At 69.3% G+C, this 20,921-nt stretch carries 15 protein-coding genes; 7 read left to right on the top strand and 8 right to left on the bottom strand.

From position 1 onward, the window contains the following. Positions 1-110: 110 nt before the first annotated feature. Genes NL112_RS16965 through NL112_RS16950 form a run of 4 tightly spaced genes read right to left on the bottom strand, consistent with a single transcriptional unit; the run spans position 111 to position 12,142 of the window. Positions 111-1,334: an ABC transporter permease gene (locus tag NL112_RS16965; RefSeq protein WP_255150036.1), complete on the bottom strand. Its 1,224-nt coding sequence runs from the start codon at positions 1,332-1,334 to the stop codon at positions 111-113. Further along, positions 1,331-2,533: an FtsX-like permease family protein gene (locus NL112_RS16960; protein WP_255150035.1), complete on the bottom strand. Its 1,203-nt coding sequence runs from the start codon at positions 2,531-2,533 to the stop codon at positions 1,331-1,333. Before NL112_RS16960 ends, NL112_RS16965 begins: the two co-directional genes overlap by 4 nt. After that, positions 2,526-3,251, bottom strand: a complete 726-nt coding sequence (locus tag NL112_RS16955; RefSeq protein WP_255150034.1) for an ABC transporter ATP-binding protein — start codon at positions 3,249-3,251, stop codon at positions 2,526-2,528. Before NL112_RS16955 ends, NL112_RS16960 begins: the two co-directional genes overlap by 8 nt. Before the next feature lie 59 nt (positions 3,252-3,310). Beyond that, positions 3,311-12,142 (bottom strand): PGF-pre-PGF domain-containing protein, encoded by an 8,832-nt coding sequence (locus NL112_RS16950; protein ID WP_255150033.1) that lies wholly within the window; start codon positions 12,140-12,142, stop codon positions 3,311-3,313. 359 nt (positions 12,143-12,501) lie between these two features. Here NL112_RS16950 and NL112_RS22850 point away from each other — a divergent pair, with 359 nt between their 5' ends. The 7 genes from NL112_RS22850 to NL112_RS16910 all read left to right on the top strand — a co-directional run bounded on the left by NL112_RS22850 (position 12,502) and on the right by NL112_RS16910 (position 16,862). Beyond that, positions 12,502-13,611, top strand: coding sequence for a PGF-CTERM sorting domain-containing protein (locus tag NL112_RS22850; RefSeq protein WP_286672166.1), 1,110 nt, complete (start codon positions 12,502-12,504; stop codon positions 13,609-13,611). Positions 13,612-13,653: 42 nt separating this feature from the next. Next, positions 13,654-13,932, top strand: a complete 279-nt coding sequence (gene srp19, locus NL112_RS16935) for a signal recognition particle subunit SRP19 (RefSeq protein WP_255150032.1) — start codon at positions 13,654-13,656, stop codon at positions 13,930-13,932. Between the two features lie 45 nt (positions 13,933-13,977). After that, positions 13,978-14,424 carry a CopD family protein gene (locus tag NL112_RS16930; RefSeq protein ID WP_255150031.1) on the top strand — a complete coding sequence of 149 codons (447 nt, stop codon included), beginning with the start codon at positions 13,978-13,980 and terminating at the stop codon, positions 14,422-14,424. After that, positions 14,417-14,878 (top strand): DUF7965 family protein, encoded by a 462-nt coding sequence (locus tag NL112_RS16925; RefSeq protein WP_255150030.1) that lies wholly within the window; start codon positions 14,417-14,419, stop codon positions 14,876-14,878. Before NL112_RS16930 ends, NL112_RS16925 begins: the two co-directional genes overlap by 8 nt. A 71-nt stretch (positions 14,879-14,949) precedes the next feature. Then, the gene (locus tag NL112_RS16920) at positions 14,950-15,177 is read left to right on the top strand and encodes an H/ACA ribonucleoprotein complex subunit GAR1 (RefSeq protein WP_255150029.1); all 228 of its coding nucleotides are present in this window, start codon (positions 14,950-14,952) and stop codon (positions 15,175-15,177) included. An 84-nt stretch (positions 15,178-15,261) separates the two neighbouring features. Continuing rightward, the gene (locus tag NL112_RS16915) at positions 15,262-16,431 is read left to right on the top strand and encodes a thiolase C-terminal domain-containing protein (protein WP_255150028.1); all 1,170 of its coding nucleotides are present in this window, start codon (positions 15,262-15,264) and stop codon (positions 16,429-16,431) included. Further along, positions 16,428-16,862, top strand: a complete 435-nt coding sequence (locus tag NL112_RS16910) for a Zn-ribbon domain-containing OB-fold protein (protein WP_255150027.1) — start codon at positions 16,428-16,430, stop codon at positions 16,860-16,862. Before NL112_RS16915 ends, NL112_RS16910 begins: the two co-directional genes overlap by 4 nt. 6 nt (positions 16,863-16,868) lie before the next feature. Here the strand turns inward: NL112_RS16910 and NL112_RS16905 are convergent, their stop codons facing one another. The 4 genes from NL112_RS16905 to NL112_RS16890 form a co-directional block, all read right to left on the bottom strand. Next, positions 16,869-17,639 (bottom strand): creatininase family protein, encoded by a 771-nt coding sequence (locus tag NL112_RS16905; protein ID WP_255150026.1) that lies wholly within the window; start codon positions 17,637-17,639, stop codon positions 16,869-16,871. A gap of 80 nt (positions 17,640-17,719) precedes the next feature. Further along, positions 17,720-18,451 (bottom strand): universal stress protein, encoded by a 732-nt coding sequence (locus NL112_RS16900; RefSeq protein ID WP_255150025.1) that lies wholly within the window; start codon positions 18,449-18,451, stop codon positions 17,720-17,722. A gap of 2 nt (positions 18,452-18,453) precedes the next feature. Continuing rightward, entirely contained in the window at positions 18,454-19,884 is a 1,431-nt protein-coding gene (locus NL112_RS16895; RefSeq protein WP_255150024.1) for an APC family permease, read from the bottom strand. 162 nt (positions 19,885-20,046) lie between these two features. Further along, positions 20,047-20,919: a mechanosensitive ion channel family protein gene (locus NL112_RS16890; protein ID WP_255150023.1), complete on the bottom strand. Its 873-nt coding sequence runs from the start codon at positions 20,917-20,919 to the stop codon at positions 20,047-20,049. Positions 20,920-20,921: the final 2 nt, after the last annotated feature.

The following is a 20,921-nucleotide window of genomic DNA, read 5'->3' as shown; positions in this document are numbered from 1 at the left end:
CTGGCCCTCACCGACCGGTCCTCGCTCCTCGCTACCGTCGTGGAATCCCGCGCGAGTTCCACGGTGACAACGTCGGTCGCGACCGCAAGACGCCCCGGCCGCCGACCGACTTACGGCGACCGGAGGTGGTCCAGCGGCGACAGGGTCGCCACCTGCCGCCCGGCGACGGTCGACCCGATAACACCCATCAGCGTCGCCAGCGTGACGCCCGACGCGTACACCCACCACGGCGTCTTCACGAGGTTCGGGAACCCCGAGAGGTCCGCGAGCACGCGGTTGAGGGCGTCGACGGCCGGCACGGTGACGGCGGCGCCGGCGACTCCGCCCAGCAGGCCGACGAGCAGTCCCTGCGCGAGCACGACGACGACCAGCGAGCGCGTGGAGACGCCGGTGGCGTTCAGCGCCGCGAGCTGGTCGCGCTGGACCCGGACGAGCGTCGCCAGCACGTTCACCACGAGCACCATCCCGGAGACGACCGCCAGCACGACGAGTGCGACGACGCCGACGACGACGGCGGCCTGCCCGCCGACGATTTGACGCACCTGTTCGTCGTTGCCCCGGACCGTCAACTCGGGGTTCGACCGTTCGATGTCGCGTTCGACGGCGTCGGCGTTCGCGCCCGGGTCCAGCGAGACGCCGATGAGTGCGGCCCGGTCGGTCCCGGTCGTTCCGGTCACCGCCTGCAGTTCGCTCAACGGGACGGCGACGGCGTTCGACCCGAGGAACGTCGAGAACCGCGCGGTGACCGCGACGACGCGGAACGGGTTCTCGCGGGCCGACGCCAGCGTCCCGCCGACGTAGAGCGTGTCGTTGACGCCGACGCCGTACCGCTCGGCCAGCTCCGGCGAGACGATGACCTCGCGGCTCCGTGGCCCCTCGTAGGTGCCGTTCGCGTAGTGGCTGTCGTTCAGCGTGAGTCCGTCGCCGTCCCCGACGTCGGGGTCCTGTTCGCCGACGGCCCCCACGCCGACGACGCTGTCGAACTCGGATCTGTTGGGGCTGACGTAGACGGTCATGAACGCGATGGGCTGGGCGGCCGCGACCCGCGGGTCCGACTCGATGTCGGCGGCGACTCCGTGGGCGTTCTGGATGGGGTTCTCGACGCCGCCGACGCCGCCGGCCTGGATACCGAGGCCACCCCCGGTCACCCAGAGGTCGCGGTTGATCCACGAGATGGCCTCGCCGCCGGTCGTGAACAGTCCGAAGCCGAGTCCGACCAGGAGCGTGACCAAAAGGACCGCCAGCGCGACGCCCACGACGGCAAGCGCGCCGCGACGCCGGTGGTAGCGCAACTGATTGCCCGCGAGACCGACGAGTGCTCGGAGCCGCCTCACGGCACCACCTCGTCGTCGTCGAACCGGCTCACGACCAGCAGATACGGCGTCGTCACGAGGCCGATGAGAAGCGCCGCTGTCAGCCCCAGCGCCGCCAGCGCCGGATGGAGCACGGCGATGGCGACGCCGCCGCTGACCCAGCGTGCGGCGACGTTGACGAGGCCGGCGCCGGCGAGCCACAGCAGGAGACCGCCGACGCCCCCGAGCAGACAGACCGCGAGCGTGCGGACCGCGACCAGTGCCAGCCGGCTCCGGCGGGAGACGCCGACGGCCCGCATCACGAGCCGGTCGCTCCGCTCGGCCGCGAGTTCGAACCCCATCGTCGTGGCGATGAACAGGATGCCGACGACGACGGCGACGACGAACGCACCGACGCCGACCGCCAGCGTCAACTGCGAATCGAGCGCCTGCTCGCGGAGCAGTTCGGAGCGAGTCTCCACGTCCGCGCTCGGGTACACCCGCTGGAGCCGTTCCTCGAGGCCGTCGCCGGAGCCGCTCACGAGGATGCGGTTCGCCACGTCGGAGTCCGCGCCTCCGGTGATGGCTTGGAGTTCCCGCAGGTGGACGACGGCGACGGGCAACTGCCCGAGTCCCGGCTCCGACGGCGCGACCACGTCGACGACGCCGAACGTCCGGTTGGCGTCGCTGGCCCCGTTCACGAGACTGAAGCTATCGCCCGTCGTGTAGCCGAGTTCCTCCGCGGCCGCCGTCGAAATCACCGCCTCGCCCGTGCGGTTTCCATCGTCGTACATCGGGTCGCCGGACCGTAGCCCGTCCGTCGACAGCCCCGCGACACGGGTGCCGTCGCCGGGAACGACGCCGACGACGAGCATGTAGTTCCGCTCGCCAGCGATGTCCACCTTGCCGATAGAGACGAGCACGGGCGTCGCCCACCGAACGCCGTCGAGCGCCTCGATGCGCTGTGTCGCCGGGTGGACGCCGCCGAGCTGTTGTCCCTCGACGCCGGCGACGACGCTCCCGGCGTCGCCGCTGGGGGTGATGAGGTAGTCGGTCGACCCGCCGGCGGCGACGCCCCCCGTAGCGAGGCCGATGCCGATGCTCGTGACGGTCAACATCAACCCGACCGCGAGCGCGACGCCGACGACGCTCAGGGTGGACTGGCCGCCCGTCCGGAGTTTGGTCAGCGTCGTGCGGACGCCGAGCCCGGCGATGGCCCGCCAGCGGGCGAGCCTACCCATCCGACACCACGCGGCCGTCGCGCAGTTCGACGACGCGGTCGGTGGCGCCGATGGCCTGCTCGTCGTGCGAGGCCACGACGACGGCCCGGTCGGTCGCCACGTCGTCGAGCAACTCCAGAACCACCTCGCCCGCATCGGTGTCGAGTTCGCCCGTCGGCTCGTCGGCCACGAGCAGGTCGGGGTCGGTGACGAGCGCACGAGCGACGGCGACGCGCTGTTGTTCGCCCCCCGAGAGTTCGCCGGGGCGGTGGTCGAGTCGGTCGTCCAGGCCGACTTGCTCGAGCAACTCGGCGGCGCGGTCGCGGCGCGTTCGCTTGCCGACGCCCTGTTCGACCAGCGGGAGCGCGACGTTGGCCCGCGCCGACAGCGTCGGCAGGAGATGGAACCGCTGGAACACGACGCCGACGTGGTCGAGCCGTAGACTCGTCCGCTGACGGTCGGACAGCGACGCGGCGTCCGTCCCGAGCAGTTCGACGGTGCCGTCGGTCGGCGTATCGAGCGTCGCCAGCAGATGCAACAGCGTCGACTTCCCGCTACCGCTCGGGCCCGAGAGACCCAGGAACTCCCCGGGGGCGGCGTGCATCGACACGCCATCGAGCGCCGTGACGGGCGCCCGCTCGCCCCCCCGCGAGAACAGTCCCCCGTCGCTCCCGCCGTACCGGCGGGTCACGTCGACGGCACGGACGACCGCGTCGGTGGATTCCGGGACGGTGGCCATGGGTCAGGGTCAGTTACGAGACGGCAACGGGAGGCGGGTACAGAAAGGTGTCGCTCCGGCTACTCCTCGGTGGGGCCGAACTCCTCGAACTCCTCGTCGTAGTAGAGGTAGGCGGCCACCGCGGTGCCGACCAGCAGCAGGACGGCGAAGATGGCGAAGATGGTGACCAGCCCCAGACCGCCGTCCTCGTCGGGCGTGTCCGTCGGCGAGTCGGTCGGCGACAGCGTCGGCGTCGGCGTCGGACTCGGCGGCGTCTCCGCGGCCTCGACCGTCAGCGTCCCGGCCGTGACGCCGCCGACGCTGATGTCGTAGGTGCCGGCCTCCTCGAACGTCCGGCTGAACGTCACCTGCTCGCTGGCACCGCCCGCGACGGTGACCGACTGGGTGTCGACGACGCTCCCGTCGACCATGAGTTCGACGTCGCGCGTCGCTTCCGTTCCACCGGTGTTCTCGACGGTGGCGGTCACGTCGACCGACTCGCCGGCCGTGATGCTGTCGGTGCCGAGTGCGGCGTCGGTCACCGTGAGGTTACCCTCCTGGGCTCCGAACGCGAACACCGAGAGGCCGGGCGAGTCCGACTGATAGGTGACCGCGTTCACGTTGGGCGCGACGCCCGTGCGAGTCGTCGGCAGGACGGTCCACTCACCGGCGAACCGGTACATCGCGACCTCCGCCGGTGCGATGCGGTTGTCCTCCAGCGCGTCGCTCTCGACGCGGAACCGGAAGCTGACGTTCCGCACGTTCTCGTTGTCGATGGTGTGGTTGATCGACACGTAGCCGACCGGCCGTGCACCGCCGACCGACGGAGCGCCCTCGAGCGGGTCCAGACCGCGCTCGATGTGGAGCCGGTAACTGCCCGACTTCGCGGGCACCATCCGGATCTGGGTCAGCGCGAACGGGAGCGTCGTGTTCGGCAGGGTCGTGCCGATATTGAGCGTGCGGCCCGCCGCCACCTCGTCGATGATGACCGTCGTGTTCGTCCCGTTGTGGATGACCGTCACCGGCGAGGGGGCCGGCTGAGCGCCGGGACCGCCGCCGCCGGGAGCACCGCCACCACCGGGAACACCACCGGGGTCGCTCGGGCCGCCGGGGTCACCGGGGTCGCCGGGGTCGCCGGGGTCGCCGGGGTCGGTCGGCGCCGCGGGCTGGGGCACGACCGTCACGAGCCCAGCGTCGGTGCTGCGCCGCTGGGGTTTGTCGGACGCGACCGCGACGTGGACGAAGCGGTACGGGAGCGTCTCGCCGTCCGAGAGGTTGACGCCCTCGGCCAACTCCAGCATCACCGTCTCGGTGGGGTTGCCACGGTCGACGGTGACGTTCGTGCTGTTGACGTCGCTGAACGTGCCACCGGTCTCGAAGCCGGTGACGGTGCCGTCGTCGGTGATGTTCGCCTCGAGGAAGAACGCCTCGCCGTCGGACGTGCCGTTGACGCTCACCAGCACGCCGGTGTCGGTCCGGGTGGCGTTCGTCTTGTCGATGACGATCGTCTGGTCGATGAACGCCTGCCGGTCGTACGCCACCACAAGGTGGCTCACGGTGTTCGCTTGCAGGTTCGACTCCGCCGTCACCGAGACGTTCGCACCGGCGTACACCTCAGAGGTGTTGGCCGTCGCCGTCGAACTGGTCGTCTGGACGGCGATGCCCTCCACCCCGATTATCGTCGAGGACTCGTTCAGTGCGTTGAACGCCAGCCCGCCGTCCGCGGTCTTGCGGAAGCCGTCACCGACGTTCGGCGTGCTCAGCAGGGCGATGTAGTCGCCTGCCTGGCTCGGCGTGAAGCTCGTCTGGAGCTCGCCGTTGCCATCGAGCTGGGTGTCGCGTATCTCCACCAGCTCGGCCGCGTCGCTCGTGCCGGTGATGTTGCCGGTCCGGTTGTCGATGCTGTAGTTGAACAGCTCCGTGACGTTCGACTGGTTCGACTCCGCACGCAGGATTATCAGGTGTGCGTCGTCGTTCGAGTACCGGAGCGTGTCGGCCCCAGTCACCTTCTCGAAGTCGAGCCCGATGGACTCCTGCTGGGTGTACACCGAGAAGTTCTCCCGGTTGATCGCCACGTCCCCGCTGGACGTGCTGATGAAGATGCTCGGAGCGCGAACCGACGTGTCGGCGTCACTCCGGGCCGTCCGGAGCGGCAGGACCGACCGCTCCCAGACCGTCAGTCCGACGAAGTCGCTCAGCGGTCCCTCGATAGTCTGGCCCGCGAAGCTCACGTTGAACGTCCGGTCGGGAACCGGGTCGATCAGCTGGGGTCCGGACTTCGTCTTCCCGCCGATAGAGGGCGCGAAGCGGACGTTCGAGACGCCGGCGGTCGACCCCTCCGAGACCGTGTCGCCGTCGCCGTTCGCCGGGACGCCCCACTTCGGATCGACGACCGGGGATGTGCCGGCCGAGGCGGCCGTGCTCGGGCCAGAAGAGTCGCCCCAGTAGCTGAACCGTGCGTCGACGAGCGTGTCAGCGCCCTCGTTGACGACGCCGTCGCCGTTGTCCGAGATGAGCGACCGGTGGATGCGCACCGTCTCGTTGGGCGTCGACGCCGACACCCGGAGCCCGGCGCCGTCGTTGTTCGACAGCAGGGTGCGCCGGAACTGGATGCCGGCCGCCGTGACGCTCGACCCGAGGTCGACGCCGATGCCGTCGTTCGTGCTGTTCTCTATCAGCATCGTGGTGCCGGTCACCCGGCCGAGTTGGGCCGAGTCACTCGCCTCTATGGCGAGCCCCTCGCCGTTGCCGCCCAGCAGAGTGCGGTTGAGCCGCACCCGACCGACCGAACTTGTGCCGGCCGCACCGAGCGTGATGCCGGTCGCGTCGGAGTCGTTCACCCCGACGGTGTTGAACGTGACGTCGCCGAGTGTGGCGTCAGCGCCGCTCGTCACGCCGCTGTTGACGACGATGCCGCGGTCGGAGTTGCCGTTGCCGAGCACCTGCGTGACGTTCAGCGGCCCGAGTGTCGCGCTGTCCTTGACGGCGACCTGGACTCCCACCGCGTTCGAGCCGACCGGGACGCGGTACAGCGTCACGTTGTCCATCGTCGACCCTCCGGTCGCGTTGACCGTCAGGCCGGTGCCGGCCGTCTCGTTGAACCCGCTCTCGATGAACGTCGCCTGCGACACGGTGGCCTGTCCGGCCGACCGGAGCGTGAAGCCGGTGTCGGAGTCTGCGACGAGCACGCGCTTCACGTCGAGGTCGGTGAGCGAGGCGCCGCCAGCGATTTCGATGTTCGCGGCCTCGCTGTTGTTCGAGAGGTCGTTCGTATCGAACGTCACCTCGGAGACGGTCGCGTCGCCGGCCGCGTCGATGTCGACGCCCGTGGCCGTGGTGTCGTTGAACCCGTTCGCGTCGAACGTGAGGTTCGTCAGCGACGCCGTCGACCCCTGTTCGGCCCCGACGTCGACGTCGATACCGGTGCCGGAGCCCGCCGCGAGCACGGTCGTCAGGTAGACGTCGGTCAGCGAGGCACCGTCCGTGACCGAGATCTGCCCGCCGACCGCGTTGTCAGCAAGCGAATTCGTGTCGAGCCGCAGGTCCTCGACTGTCGCGTCCTCGCTGGCGACGACGCCTAGGCCGGTGCCGGCCGTCTCGTTGAACCCGTTCGTGTCGAACGTGACGTTCGTCACGGTCGACGAGTTCGCCGCCCGGACCAGCAGGCCGTCTCCGGAGTCGGCGGTCAGCGCCAGGGTCACGTAGAGGTCCGTCAGCGACGCGCCGTCGGTGACGTTGATCTCGCCCGCGCGAGCGTTGCCGCTGAGTTCGTTCGTGTCGAACGCGAGGTCGTCGACGGTGGCGTCGCCGGCGGCGTCGACATCGACGCCCGTGCCGGCGGTGTCGTTGAACCCGTTCGTGTCGAACGTCGCGTTCGTCAGCGACGCCGTCGACTGGAGGCCGTCACCGACCTGCAACTCGACGCCGGCCCCGGACTGGGCCGCAAGCGCCTCCGTCACGTAGAGGTCCGTCAGCGACGCGCCGTCCGTCGCGGCCAGCCGCAGGCCGAGACTGTTGCTCTTCAGCGAGTTCGTCGCCAGCCGCACGTCCGTCATCGTCGAGTCGTTCGTCGCGAGGACGGCCAGCCCCGTGCCGGCCGTCTCGTTGAACCCGTTCGTGTCGAACGTGACGTTCGTCGCGGACGACGAGTCGGCCGTCCGCAGCACGAGGCCGTCGTCGGAGTCGGCGGTCAGCGACCGGGTGACGTAGAGGTCCGTCACCGCGGCGCCGTCCGTCACGTCGATGCGACCCGCCCGGGCGTTGCCCGAGAGGTCGGTGGTGTCGAACTCGAGGTCCGTCACCTCCGTCCTACCAACCACGTCGACGTCCACGCCAGCGGTCGTCGTCTCGTTGAACGCGTTCGAGTCGAACGTTGCGTTCGTCAGTTTGGCCGTCGACTGCGTGCCGTCACCGACGCGCAGGTCGAGGGCGGTGTCGGTGCCCTCCGCGAGGACGGTCGTCGTGTAGACGTCTTCGAGGGTTGCGCTCCCGAGCACCGAGAGGTCGACCCCGACCGTGTTGTTGGTCGCATTCGCCGTGTCGATGCGGAGGCCCGTCAGCGTCGACTGGTTCGCAACTAACACGGCGGCGCCGGTCGTGCCGGTGTTGTTGAAGCCGTTCTCGACGAGGTCGACATCGCTGACCGTCGTGGAGTCGAGCGCCTGCAACGTGAACCCGTCCGACGCGCCTTCGAGGAGTGTCCGCTGGACGCGGAGCCCGTCGAGTTTCGCGCTGTCGGTGACATCCACCGCGAGCGGCTCCTGACTGTTCGTCAGGTCGATAGTGTCGAACCCGACGTCCGTCGCGTTCGCTTCGTCGACGACGTCGACGTCGATGCCGGACGTCGTCGTCTCGTTGAACGCGCTGTCGGAGAAGGTGGCGTTCACCAGTTTGGCGGACGCCGTGTTCGAGTCACCGACCGCGAGTTCGAGCCCGCGGTCCGTCCCGGTCGCCAGCACGCTGGACGCCGAGACGTCCCGGACGGTCGCGCCGTCGGCGACGGTCAGCCCGACGCCGACCGCGTTGTCGGAGACGTTCGCCGTGTCGAGCCGGAGCCCGTCGACCGTCGTCGAGTTCGCCGCCAGCACGTCGACGCCGGTCGCGCCCGTGTTGTTGAAGCCGTTCTCGACGAGGTCGACGTCGCTCACCGTCGTCGAGTCGAGTGCGCGCAGGCGGAATCCCTGTGAGGACTCCGCGAGGAGCGTCCGGTTGACCTCGAGCCCGTCGAGTTTCGCGCTGTCGGTGACGTCGACCGTCAGCGGCGCGGGACTGTTCGTCAGATCGACCGTGTCGAACCCGACGTCGGTCGCGTTCGCACTCTCGGCGACGTCGAGGTCGATGCCGGACGTCGTCGTCTCGTTGAACGCGCTGTCCGTGAACGTCGCGTTCACGAGCTTCGCCGTCGAACCGGCGTTCGGGCCGACTGTGAGGTCGAGTGCCGTCGCCGCGTCCGTCGCGAGCACGCTCGTCGCGTACACGTCACGCAGGGTCGCGCTGTCACGCGAGAGGAACCGGAGCCCGTCGGTGTTATCGGTCACGTTCAGCGTGTCCAGCCGCACGTCGTCGACCGTCGACTGGTTGGCCGCGACGACCGTCACGCCGGCCGCGCCCGTGCTGTTGAACCCGCTCTCGACGAGTGCGACGTCGCTCACCGTCGTCGAGTCGACCGCCCGGAGGACGATACCCTGCGAGGAGCCCTCGGTCAGCGTCTGGTTGAGTTCGAACCCGTCGAGCTTCGCGTCACTCGATATGTCGACGTCGACCGGAACCGGGTTGTTCCGGAGATCGACCGTCCGGAACGCGAGCCCGGTGGTGTTCGTCGAGCCGACGCCCGTCAGGTCGACGCCGGCGGTCGACGTCTCGTTGAACGCGCTGTCTGTGAACGTCGCGTTCACCAGCTTCGCCTGCGACGTTCCGGCGTTCCCGACCGTGAGGTTGACCGCCTTGTCGACGCCCGTCGCGAGAACGCCCGTCGCGTACACGTCGGAGATCCGTGCCGAATCGAGCGTGACGAACCGGACCCCGTCGGTGTTGTTCGTCACGTTCAGCGTGTCGAGTTCGACGCCCTCGACCGAGGCGTCGTCCGTCGCCCGGAGGTGGACGCCGGCAGTACCCGTCCGATTGAGGCCGCTCTCGACCAGTTCGATGTCCGAGGCCGACGACGAGCCGGTCACGTCGATGGTCAGGCCGGTGTCGGACTCCTCGAGCAGCGTCTGTGCGAGCCGGAAGCCGTCGAGCGTCGACCCCCCGCTGACGGTGACAGGCACCGACTCGGCGTTGTTCCGGAGGTCGACCGTCTCGACGGCCACGTCCGTCGCGTTCGCGCCGCCGACGACGTCGACGTCGACGCCGGTCGTCGTCTCGTTGAACGCGCTGTCGGAGAAGGTGGCGTTCACCAGCTTCGCCGACGAGGAGCTCGACGCGCCGACGGTGAGGTTGAGCGCCCGGTCGACGCCCGTCGCGTTCACACTCGTGACGTCGACGTTCTTCACGACCCCGCTACCGGTCGACGCGAACCGCATCCCGTCGGCGTTGTTGCTCACGTCGACTCCGTCGGCGTGGAACCCACTGATGGAGGAGTCACCCGTCGCAAGAACAGTCAGCCCGACGGCGCCGGTCTCGTTGAGGCCGCTTGTCGCAACGTCAACATCCGAAATCTGGCCCGAGCCGGCCGACCGGATGCTCAATCCGGCCGAGGAGCCACCGATGAGCGTTTCCCGAAGAGTCAGCCCATCCAGGCTGGCATCCCCGTCAACGCGGACGGTCATCGGTATGGGGTTATTCTGCAGCGTGACCGTCTCGAACTCGAGATCAGTCACCTCGCCGCCGTTGGTCGATTCCACGTCGACACCTTGCTGGGTCGTCTCGTTGAACAGCGCGTCGGTGAACGTCGTGTTCGTGAGGCTGGCCGTGGCGGAGCTGCTCCCGACGTCGACGTCGAGACCGGTCGCCGAGCCGACGGCCGTCACCTCTGCCATCTCGACGTTCTGGAGCGTGCCGCCCTGTCTGATGTCGATGGCGGTGCCGACGGTGTTGTTCTCGAGGCTGACCGTGTTCACGTAGAGATTGCTGACCGTCGAACTCCCGTCGGCCGCGACCGTGAGGCCGGTGCCGTCGGTCTCGTTGAACCCGCTCTCCTCGAGGTCGACGTCCGAGACGGAGCCGCCGTTGGCCGCCTCGAGCACGAACCCGTTCGAGGAGTTCCCGAGCACGGCCTGCGTGACGACCAGCCCCGAGAGGCTCCCGCCGCCGCCGGCGACGTTGACCCTCGCCGGCGCAGTGGTGTTCCGGAGGTCGACCGTCTCGAACGCGACGTCCGACGCGGAGGCGTCACCGCTGACGTTGAACACGACCCCGCTGTCGGTCTCGTTGAGCAGGCTCTCGTGGAGCGTGACGTTCGACAGCGACGCCGTCGACCCGCTCGACGGGCCGACGCTGACGTTGAGTCCTTTCGTGCTGCCGACCATCGTCGACTGCGTCACGTTGACGTCCGAGAGGCTCCCCTGTCCTTCGAGGAGCACCTGCACGCCGTCATCGTTGTTCTCGAAGTCGACGGTGTCGGCACGGAGCCCTCTCACGGTCCCATCGTCCACGGAGTGGACCTTCAGACCGGTCGCCGAGGCGTTGAGCGCGGACTCGGTGACGTCGACGTTCGATATCTCGCTGGTGCCGGCCGCCCGCAGGATGGTCGCAACGCCGGACTGCTGTTCGAGGGTGGCGTCCGAGATCGCCACGTCGTCGATGGACGAGCCGTCGTAACTTCGCACCACGATACCGTCGTTCGACGACGCGACCGAACTCGAAGCGACGTCGATACCGGAGATGGTGCTCGGCCCGTTCGACTCGACGAGCATGGCGCGGTTCGCCGCGTTGTCGAGCGAGACGGTGTCGAGCGCGACGTCGGAGACCGATGCCCCACCGTCGGTCGTGATGGCGAGCCCCGTCCCCGTCTTGTTGAGTGCGGTGTCGTTGATGTCGATGCCCGACACCGAACTCGAGCCGCTGGCGTTGAGTTCGATGCCCATCACGGCCGCGTCCTCGAACGTCGCGTTGCTGATCTCGATGTCGGACACTTGGGCCCCGTTGACGGTCGTTATGTCCAGCCCGCGGTCGGTGTTCGAGACGTTGTTGTCGCCTATCAGATCGAGATTAGACAGCGACGCGCCGCCGCCTGCGAACACTGCCACGCCGGTCCCGGAGCGGTTCAGCGCGTTCTCCTCGACCGTCACGTCGCTCAGCGACGCCCCCGACCCCTGGGATTCCCCGACGACGAGCGAGAGGCTCGCCCCCGTGACGTCCCTGAAGTCGTTCCGCTCGACGTTGACGTCGGTCGCGGACGCGCCGACGTCGACGGTGACGTTCAGCCCGTCGTCGACGTTCGCCGCGTCCGTCCCGATCGCGGTGACGTTCGTCAGCGACGACTGCCCGGAGAGTCGCACCGCGACGGCGTCACCCCCGACCGGCGAATCGATGGTGTTTGTGACGAACCCGATGTCGGTGAACGAGCCGGTGTTGGTCCCCACCGCCTGAATGCCACTCTCCCCGACGTCGGAGATGTCGTTGTTCTTGACCAGGATGTTCTCCTGTGGCCCGTTGTCACTGTAGAACGCGACCCCAGCCCCGTCGAGACTCCGGAAGGTGTTGTCCTGAACGGTGACGTTGTTCAGCGAGTCCTCGGTGACGACGACCCCGTGGCCGTCGGTCTGCGCCTGCCCCCGGTAGTTCTCGATGACGAACCCCTGGATGGCTATCCGCTGAAGGTTCGACGAGGCGTTGTTGACGGTGAACGCTGACCCGATTCGGTCCCCACCATTGAGCGTGATCGTGACGCCGCTGTCCGCCAGGATAGTCACCGACTTGTTGACCACGACGGTCTCGTTGTACTCGGTGCTCCCGCTGGCTTTCTGCGTCACCAGGACGGTGTCGCCGGGGTCAGCGTGGTTGACGCCCTCTTGTATCGTTGTATAGGGGCTTCCCCCCCCCACCGTTACTGTCGTGTCGGGGTTGTGTCCAGCGCTCCCGACCCCCACCAGTGTCGCCCCGCCCAGTACGGCTAGGCAGAGCATAACCGACAGGAGACGAACCTGCAGACGGTTCTCAGTCATTTATAGTTGCTTACATTCTCGCCTCCGACAAATAGTCTTGGGTGGGTGTAGGATACACCTAGCTCTCAGTACGATTCAAATACTGGTATCTCCGGTAGTGACCTCATCATGACTATCCGAGGTAACGTGTCGTTAGACCTATGGGGTGTCGCCCGCGCCCTATCCCCATGCGTGTTCGAACGGTTCTGGTCCTCGCTTTCGTCGGGGTACTTCTGGTTCCCGCCGGGGCGTCCGGCTTCGCGGCCGACGCACAGTTCAGCATCGAGATAACAGACGACATCGATACGCCGTCTCGGAATGTCGACATCGAGGGGGAGACGTTCACCGTCTCCTCCGTCGCCCAGCGGTCGCCCGGCGAGGAGCTCGCGGTGCCGGTCGACGCGCCCGACTCCTCGATACAGTACGAGGTGTATCTCTACAACGAGGATTTCGAGATCGTCGACACGAAGGCGATGCAGGGTGACGGCACCGCCCGGTTCCAGACCGGCTCGTACGCCGCCGGGAGCTATCTCGCGGCCGTCTACTACGACGGCGACGTCGACGCGCTCCACCCGGTCGTCATCGCCGGCTACACCACGAGTCTCAGCATCGACTCGTCGGTCGAAAGCGGGGAGTCGACGACCGCGACCGTCGAAGTCCAGGCCGGAAGCGAGTCGCTCCCCCCACACCGCGTGCAGGTGGTCATCGGGAGCGACTCGAAATCCATCCGCACCGACGCGACCAAGCAGTCCACCGGTACGTACACCGCGACCGTCGATGTCGACCTCTCGCCGGGGTCCTACTTCGCGTACGGGGTCGTCCGGGGGAGTAGCGAGACCGAGAACGGACGCGACGTAGTTCTCTCGGTCAGCCCCGGACAGGACCTCACGGTGACGGAAGCGTCGACCTCCACGCCGACCGAATCTCCCTCCGACGGCGGTGGAACGGGCGGTGGCGGCACCGGCGGCGATGGCCCCGCCGGCGGCACCGGTGGTGGCGGCACCGATGGCGGCACGGCGAACGCCACGGCGACGCCCACCGTGACAGCCACGCCGAACGCGACCGTCTCGCCGACGGCGTCACCGACGGTCTCGCCGACGGCCTCCCCGACCGTCTCGGCCACGCCGACCGCGACGCCCACGGCGTCGCCCTCACCGACTGACGACGGCGTCGTCACGCCGTCCTCGCCGACCGCGACGCCGTCGAGCACGCCGACGCCGACCGGTCAGCCCGGGTTCGGGCTGGTGGCCGCGCTCGTGGCGATTCTCGCGCTCGCCGCGGTTGCACACCGCAGATAGCGTTCGGAAAAACGTATACGGCCCCGTCGACTCCTTCCGCGCATGGTCGAGAACGTGCTGTGGCCCGCGCAGTTCGACGCGGAGCTGACGCGCTCGGAGGGGCGTCGCGTCCCCAAAGAGCTCGCGGTGCCGTCGCCGACGGTCGACGAGATAGCGAAGGCCGTCCAGCAGGTCGGGTACGACGCGGTCATCGAGCGGGACAAGCAGTACCCCCGTGAGTGGGAGGCACGGGGACGCGTCCTCGTACAGAACGCCGACGACGCCGGCAAGTCGGACATGATCGGTGCCGTCGCCGCCTACCTGAACGCCCTCCGGGAGTAGCGGACCCGGAACGATTAATCCACGTGGGGTGCAACCGCTTCGGCGATGGTCTCCTCGCTCCACGTCGGCGTCCGCCTCCTCCACGTCACCGCCGTCGCGCTGTTGACCGGCGGGGCCGCCCTCCTGTGGCTGGCCGCGTCCCGCACCGTCGCCGCCGACGAGTCGTCGTTCGTCGTCTCGCTCGCGGTTGGCTACGAGTGGCTGTTCTGGGCCGGCGCCGGCGCGCTCGTCGCCACCGGCGTCGGCAACCTCGGGGCGCTGGCGCCTGCCGTCCCGCCGCTCGACACGCGGTGGGGGCTCGTTCTCGCCGTGAAACTGCTGGCAGTCCTCGGGTTCCTGCTCGGGTCGGCCGTTCGGACCGCGACCGTCGACCGTCTCGCCAGCGCCCGCCCACCCGCGGCGGTCACCCGCGTCCTCTCGCGTGCGTACGCGACGACCACGCTGGCGCTCGTCGGCCTGCTGGCGCTCGCGGAGGTGCTCGCGCATGGGTGACCTCCAGCGGTGGGCGTTCGCCGCGTTCCACACCGCCCTGCTCGTCGCCGTCGGCGTGTGGGTCGCCCACCTGACCGCCGGCCTGGGGGACCCGCTGGCGGGCCTGAACACCCTCCTCGGGTTGGCGCTGTACGCCGTGCTGTGGGCCGTTCTGTATCTGGCAACGGGCCGCGCGTTCGCCGCCGCGCCACCGGGTGACAGCGGCCTCCGTGCGCTGCTCGTCGCTGGGGCGGGCTACGGCGCGGCCACCGGCGTCGCCCTCCTGGCGGGGCTGGTCGTCGTCGGGGCAGTCGTCGCCGTCGTCACGCTCGGCGGGTCGCTGACGATACTGCTCGTCGGCCTGTTCGGCACCGTCGTGGGAGCCGTCGTCGGCGCGGTGCTCGGCGTCGTCTTCGCCCTTCTCGACGCCGCGCTCGTCCGCCTCGGTGCGCGGGTCGTTCCGTCGGGCGCGTGACGCCGGCGTCCGGAAAGCGATTTACCCGTCCGGGTACGACGACGAGGTATGACCGACAGGGGTGGCGCGCGGTGAAACGCGTCGGCGACGTCGTCAGCACCGCCCAGGGGTTGCTCGTCGCTCGCTGTCCGGCCGACGAGCATCCCGACATCGGTGCCCCCGTCATCGACGAGAACCTCGACAGCGTGGGGCGAGTCGTCGACGTGTTCGGGCCGGTCGAGCGCCCGTACGTCGCGGTCACGCCCGCGAGCGGCGTCGTTCCGGACGCGATGCTCGGGCAGAAACTGTACGCGCGGTGACGGTCGACTCCACTTCGGGGTCTCCCCTCGGCGTGCGGTTCTGTGGCAAGACCTAACACAGGCTACCGCCAACGTCGGAGACGTATGCCTGATCCAGTCATCGCGGCCGTCGGCGCATCTCCTATCGGTCGCACGGACCTCCCGGGCCGTGACCTGTTCTCGGTCGCCCTCGGGGAAGCGTTCGACGGCCTCCCGGACCCGGCCGACATCGTCGAGGCGGTGTACGTCGGCAACCAGTCGGAGAGCTACGAGCACCAGATAATGCACGGCACGCTGCTGGCCGAGTGGGCCGGTCTCCGGCACGTGCCGGCCGAGCGCGTGGAGGGCTGTGCGGCCGCGGGCGCGCTCGCACTCAGGCACGCGGTCAAGGACGTACGCAACGGCGAGCACGACGCGGTGCTGGCCTGTGGCGTCGAAAAGATGACGGCGGGCGGCACCGGTGGCGCGACGGACGCGCTGTCGGCGGCGTTCGACCGCGCCATCGAACAGCGGTCCGGCGTCACTGCGCCGAGCCAGTACGCCCTGCTCGCACAGCGGTACCTCCACGAGGCCGACGCGACGGAGCGCGACCTCGCGGAGATCGCCGTCAAGAACCACGACAACGCGACCCGCAACCCCCGCGCGCAGTTCCCGAAGGCGGTCGACGTCGAGACGGTGCTGGAGTCGGACCCGGTGGCGCCGCCGCTGAAACTGTTCGACTGCGCCCCGGTCGGCGACGGCGCCGCGGCGGTGCTGGTGACGACGCCCGAACTGGCCGGCGAGTTCGACCGGCCGACCGTGACGGTCGCGGGCACCGGGGCCTCGGCCAACAACATCGCCGTCGCGGAGCGGAACATGACGGAAATCGCGGGCGCGGAGGTGGCCGCCGAGACGGCCTACGAGGAGGCGGGCGTCGACGCGGCCGCGGTCGATGTCGCGGAGGTACACGACGCGTTCACCGTCTGCGAGGCACTCCTCTCGGAAGCGGTCGGGTTCGCACCGGAAGGCACGGGCTATCAGAGCTACCTGCCGCCCGAGGAGCGGGCCGACGGCTGGACCGACGTCGAACTCAGCACCAGCGGCGGTCTGAAGGCGCGCGGCCACCCCATCGGCGCGACCGGTCTCCTGCAGGCCATCGAGGCCTACGAACAGCTCACCGGAGCCGCCGGGGACCGGGCAGTCGAGGGGGCAGACACCGCGTTCCTGTTGAACGAGGGTGGCGTCGCCGACGCCGTCACCGTCGCGCACGTCCTGACGACGGAGGTGAGCCCATGAGCCCCGACCGCGACCTCTCGGCCGACAGCCCGCTCACGCTCCCGGGGTTCTTCGATGCGCTCGCGCAGGGCGACCTGCTCGGCGGCGTCTGTGACGACTGCGGGCAGGTGCTGTTGCCGCCGCGGCCGGCCTGCTACGCCTGCGGGAGCCGCGACGTCGACGTCGAACAACAGTCCACCGAGGGCCGGGTCTACACCTACACCGAGGTCAACACCGCCCCACCGGCGTTCGCTGACGACGCGCCCTACACCATCGCCGTCGTCGAACTCGCGTCGGGTGGGCGACTGCTCGGGCGGCTCGACGCCGACTACGCGGACGTCGCCATCGGCGACCCTGTCGAACTTCGGGTTCGCGAACCGACCGAAGCGGAGCGGGCGGTGGCGCTGGAGTACGAAGCGGACTGGCCCGTCCACGAGTTCGTGCCGCGCTGACGCCGCTCAGACTCGCGGTTTCGGGCGCAGTTCCGCGGGGTCGCGGGCCGCCAGCCACTCGCAGAGCTGACACAGTTGGTCGACGGCGGCCTCGAACAGGCGCTCGCCCGCTTCCGGGGAGGCGTCGGTCTGGTCGCCGAACACGCCGTTCTCGCTGTTCTCGCGGGCGTCGTAGAAAGTACGGGCACCGTTGACCCGAAGCGTGGTGTCCGACTCGATGTCGACACAGCCGCCGTCGCGGGCGTCGGTCAGCCGGTCGTCGTGGACGAGGTCGGTCAGATGCATGAGCATCGCCGTCTCCTTGGGGCCGCCGTGGGGGCCGGGCTGGTCGAACAACTCCTCGACGAGGTCCGGGATGGACTCGTCCCACATCCACTCGATGGCGTAGCAGGTCTCCTCGGCGTGGAGCTGTCGGCCGACCTCCCGCAGATGTTCGACGTTGCCGCCGTGGGCGTTGACGTAGACGACGCGGTCGATGCCGTGGTACGTGAGGTTCCGCGTCAGGTCCGCGACGTACTCGCGGAAGGCGTCGGGGCTCACCCACATCGTCCCCGGAAACTGGCGGTGGTGCGGTGAGACGCCGACGTTCACCGTGGGCGTACACAGATAGCCGGTCCGCGCGGCGGCCTCGCGGGCCAGCGACTCCGCGATGACGTGGTCGGTCGACTCCGGCAAGTGTGGGCCGTGCTGTTCGGTCGACCCGAGCGGGACGAGCGCCAGCGACTCCGACTCGAAGTACGACCGGAGGTCCGGCCACGCTTCGTCTGCGAGGTACATGTGACCCGCGATGGGCCCGCGGACCAAAACCGTGTGCCCAGCGGCGAACGCCGGTTCCGGCGACTCCGGGGTCGGCCGCGCTACTCGTCCGGTTCGGCCGGTGGCTCCCGCTGGACGACGAGCACCGGCCCGAGGAACCGGTCGGCGACCTGATCGGCGGGCATCCCGAACACGAAGGTCGCCAGCGACGGGTCGGTCTCGCCCATGACGACCGCGTCGAACTCGCCGGCGGCGTCGACGATGGCGTCGAGCGGCTTGCCCGCCCGCTCGACGCGCGTCTCGATCTGCGACGCGTCGAGACCCGACTCCACCAGCCGCTCGGTCAGCCCCAGGAGGATCGTCTCGACGTCCTCGTCGGTCGCCTCGCGCCCGGCCACGTGGTACAGCGTCACCCTCGCGTCCGTCCCGTCGAACACGCCGGCGACGAGGCGGGCGAGCCGGTCGATGCCCACCGTCCCGCGGACGGCCACCAGCACGTCCTCGACCGGCCCCGTCGCGTTCGGCACGATGACCGCCTCGCAGTCGTGCTCGAGTATCGTGCGGTTGATGGTTTTCTGCCCGTCGTGGGTGAACACCAGGCGCCGCTCGACGGTCGCGCCGACCTCCTCGAACATCGCTTCGAACTCGTCGAGCCTGGCCGTGGCCCGCTCCTCGAACTGCAGTCGGGCCTGCCCCGGCGCCGTCTGCTCCGGGATGACGTGGTAGCCGAGCAGGGTGACGTGGGCGTTCGCCAGCAGTTCGGGGACGCCCTCGGGGATGGACTCGCCCTCCAGCACGCGAACCGGGACGAGAACCGACGGTCGGTCGGTCATGGTCAGATATCACCCCGGAGCGACACGTCGGCGGCGTAGTACCGGTACCAGAGGTACGAGGCGCCCATCACTAGAACGCCGATACCGATGGAGGCAGGCTGCATGAACGCGATCAGGCCGAAACTGGCCAGCGCCCCGACGCCGGGCAACACCGGGTAGCCCGGCACCCGATAGCTGGGTGCGTACCAGTCCGGGTCGCGCCGTCGCAGGACGAGCAACGCGACGCACATCAGCCCGTACATGACGAGATGGAGGAAGGAGGCCACCTCCGCGAGCAGTTCGACCTGCCCGGTCGCCACGAGCGCGAGTATCGGTCCGCCGGCCGCGAGCAACGCCACGTGGGGGGTGCCGAACCGGAGGTTGACCTCGCTGGCCTTCCGGGGCAACAGGGCGTCACGGCTCAGCGCGTACACCGCTCGCGAGGCGCTGAGTATCGAGGCGTTCGCGCTCGAGAACGTCGCCAACAGCCCCGCGCCCAGTATCGCGACCGCGCCGGGCAGGCCGAGGAACTCGCGGGCCACCTCGACCATCGCCGTCTCGCCGAACTGGCCCAGCCGGTCCGCGCCGAAGGCGCTCGTCGCGACGAAGATGGTCACGACGTAGAAGGCGGTGACGACGAGCACCGACCCGACCATCGCGCGCGGCAGGTTCCGGCCGGGCTGTTTTATCTCGCCCGCGACGGTCGCCACCTGCGCGAACCCCAGATACGACGTGAACACCAGCGCCGCCGTCGTCAGTACGGGGAAGTACCCCCTGGAGAAGAACCGCTCGGGCACGGTGCCGCGGCCGAACACCCCCACGGCATCGAGGACGCCGTAGGAGAGAAAGCCCGTGAGAACGAGCAACAGCACGCCAACGACGACGTTCTGGAGCGTGGCCGTGTTCTCGGTGCCGCCGATGCTCAACGCGGTCAGCGCCACGCCGAACACCAGGCCCACGACCGTGACGGGACTGAACGGGAGCGGGACTCCGAGTTCCGCGACGACGGCGCTGGCGTAGTGGCCCAGCCCCACGAGGTAGAACGCCGACGCGAACATCAGGCCCAGCCACAGGCCGAGCCCCACGATGGCGCCGTAGGCCGTCCCCATCCCGCGGGAGATGAAGTAGTAGCCGCCGCCGCTGCGGGGCATCGCCGTGGCGAGCTCCGAGGTCGGCAGCGCGACCAGCAGCGCGACGACCCCGCCGATGGCGAACGAGGCGGTCGCGGCGAGCCCGGCGTTGTCCGCCGCCAGCCCCGGGAACACGAAGATGCCCGCGCCGATCATCGTCCCGATGCCGATAGCCAGCCCGCCGACCAGTCCGATGGTCCGCTCGAGTTCGATGTCGTCGTCGTGGACCGTGGTCTCCTCGGTGACGGCGTCCGGCTCCGGGGCCGGCGTCTCCCCGGCGACGTTTTGCCCTTGCCGTTCTAGGTCGGCTACCTGGTCGGCCATATCTCTCGGTTGTCTCAACTATCGGATAAATCCCCCGCCGAGCCGGAGTGTTAGCGCCCCCGGTCGAGCTACGTCCGCCCCGACGCCCATCGAGCGTCGAGGGCGAAGCGGTAGGCACACTCCCGTGGCGACTGTGAGTGCGGCCACGCTGTCGTGGGCGTCTCACTCCGCGGCGGTCCGTCGCGTGACCGCGAGTTCCCCGGACAGCTCCTGAGCGGACGCCGGCGCAATAGTGATGCCTTCGGCGTCGAACCGGCGTTTCACCTCCCGTCGGAAGTCCGACTGGATGGTGAGAACGTCGTTTCGCGCGGGGTCGGACACCCAGAACTCCGCCTGGACGGTGATCGCGTTCGCACCGAGTTCGACGATGCGGGCGTTCGGCGCCGGGTCCGCGAGCGCCCCCTCCAGGTTCGCGGCCACCTGCTGGAGTTCCATCAGCGCCCGCTCGGTGTCTTCGTCGTAGGCGACGAGCGCCTGCTCGGTGACGCGGAACCGGTCGCGGCCGAACGGTCGCCTGAGCGCGTTGCCGGTCAGTTCGGTGTTCGGGACGGTTATGGTCTCGTTGTCGGGCGTGCTGATGCGCGTGACCCGGAAATCGACGGCCTCGACGGTGCCTTCGCCGCCGGGCCAGGCGATCCAGTCGCCGACGTTGAAGTCCGGGTCCGCGACGAGGAACACGCCGCTGATGAACGAGCCGAACACTTCCTGGCCGGCGACGCCCGCGGCGAAGGTGATGGCCGCGATGATGATGGCCGACCGCGTGAGCACGCCGCCGTACCCGGCCCCGATGACCCCGGAGACGATGGCGAACACGACGAGCAGGGCCTTCAGATACGTCTCCGTCGCCGTCAGGATGGTGGGGTTGTTGCGGTTGCGCGCCCGGACGACACGGAGCGCGACTGGGACGACGAGCAGATAGCCGACGACGTAGACGACGGCCGCACCGACGAGGAACCCGAGCAGTTCCGACAGCAGTTGACTGTACGCCGACAGCGCGTCCGGGAGCCAGCCGGGGGGCGTAATCTGGCCGGGCATGC

Source organism: Halorarius halobius (assembly GCF_024298865.1).
Lineage (GTDB): Archaea > Halobacteriota > Halobacteria > Halobacteriales > Haloarculaceae > Halorarius > Halorarius halobius.
The sequence above is the reverse complement of the archived record's forward strand: the minus strand, read 5'-3'. Positions and strand labels throughout refer to the sequence as shown.

What these genes read in the sequence shown, in the direction of transcription:
- NL112_RS16915 (WP_255150028.1), top strand. Translation starts at nt 15,262, where the DNA reads ATGCCTGATCCAGTCATCGCGGCCGTCGGCGCATCTCCTATCGGTCGC.
- NL112_RS16925 (WP_255150030.1), top strand. Translation starts at nt 14,417, where the DNA reads ATGGGTGACCTCCAGCGGTGGGCGTTCGCCGCGTTCCACACCGCCCTG.
- srp19 (WP_255150032.1), top strand. Translation starts at nt 13,654, where the DNA reads ATGGTCGAGAACGTGCTGTGGCCCGCGCAGTTCGACGCGGAGCTGACG.
- NL112_RS16895 (WP_255150024.1), bottom strand. Translation starts at nt 19,884, where the DNA reads ATGGCCGACCAGGTAGCCGACCTAGAACGGCAAGGGCAAAACGTCGCC.
- NL112_RS16960 (WP_255150035.1), bottom strand. Translation starts at nt 2,533, where the DNA reads ATGGGTAGGCTCGCCCGCTGGCGGGCCATCGCCGGGCTCGGCGTCCGC.
- NL112_RS22850 (WP_286672166.1), top strand. Translation starts at nt 12,502, where the DNA reads ATGCGTGTTCGAACGGTTCTGGTCCTCGCTTTCGTCGGGGTACTTCTG.
- NL112_RS16900 (WP_255150025.1), bottom strand. Translation starts at nt 18,451, where the DNA reads ATGACCGACCGACCGTCGGTTCTCGTCCCGGTTCGCGTGCTGGAGGGC.
- NL112_RS16910 (WP_255150027.1), top strand. Translation starts at nt 16,428, where the DNA reads ATGAGCCCCGACCGCGACCTCTCGGCCGACAGCCCGCTCACGCTCCCG.
- NL112_RS16930 (WP_255150031.1), top strand. Translation starts at nt 13,978, where the DNA reads ATGGTCTCCTCGCTCCACGTCGGCGTCCGCCTCCTCCACGTCACCGCC.
- NL112_RS16905 (WP_255150026.1), bottom strand. Translation starts at nt 17,639, where the DNA reads ATGTACCTCGCAGACGAAGCGTGGCCGGACCTCCGGTCGTACTTCGAG.
- NL112_RS16955 (WP_255150034.1), bottom strand. Translation starts at nt 3,251, where the DNA reads ATGGCCACCGTCCCGGAATCCACCGACGCGGTCGTCCGTGCCGTCGAC.
- NL112_RS16890 (WP_255150023.1), bottom strand. Translation starts at nt 20,919, where the DNA reads ATGCCCGGCCAGATTACGCCCCCCGGCTGGCTCCCGGACGCGCTGTCG.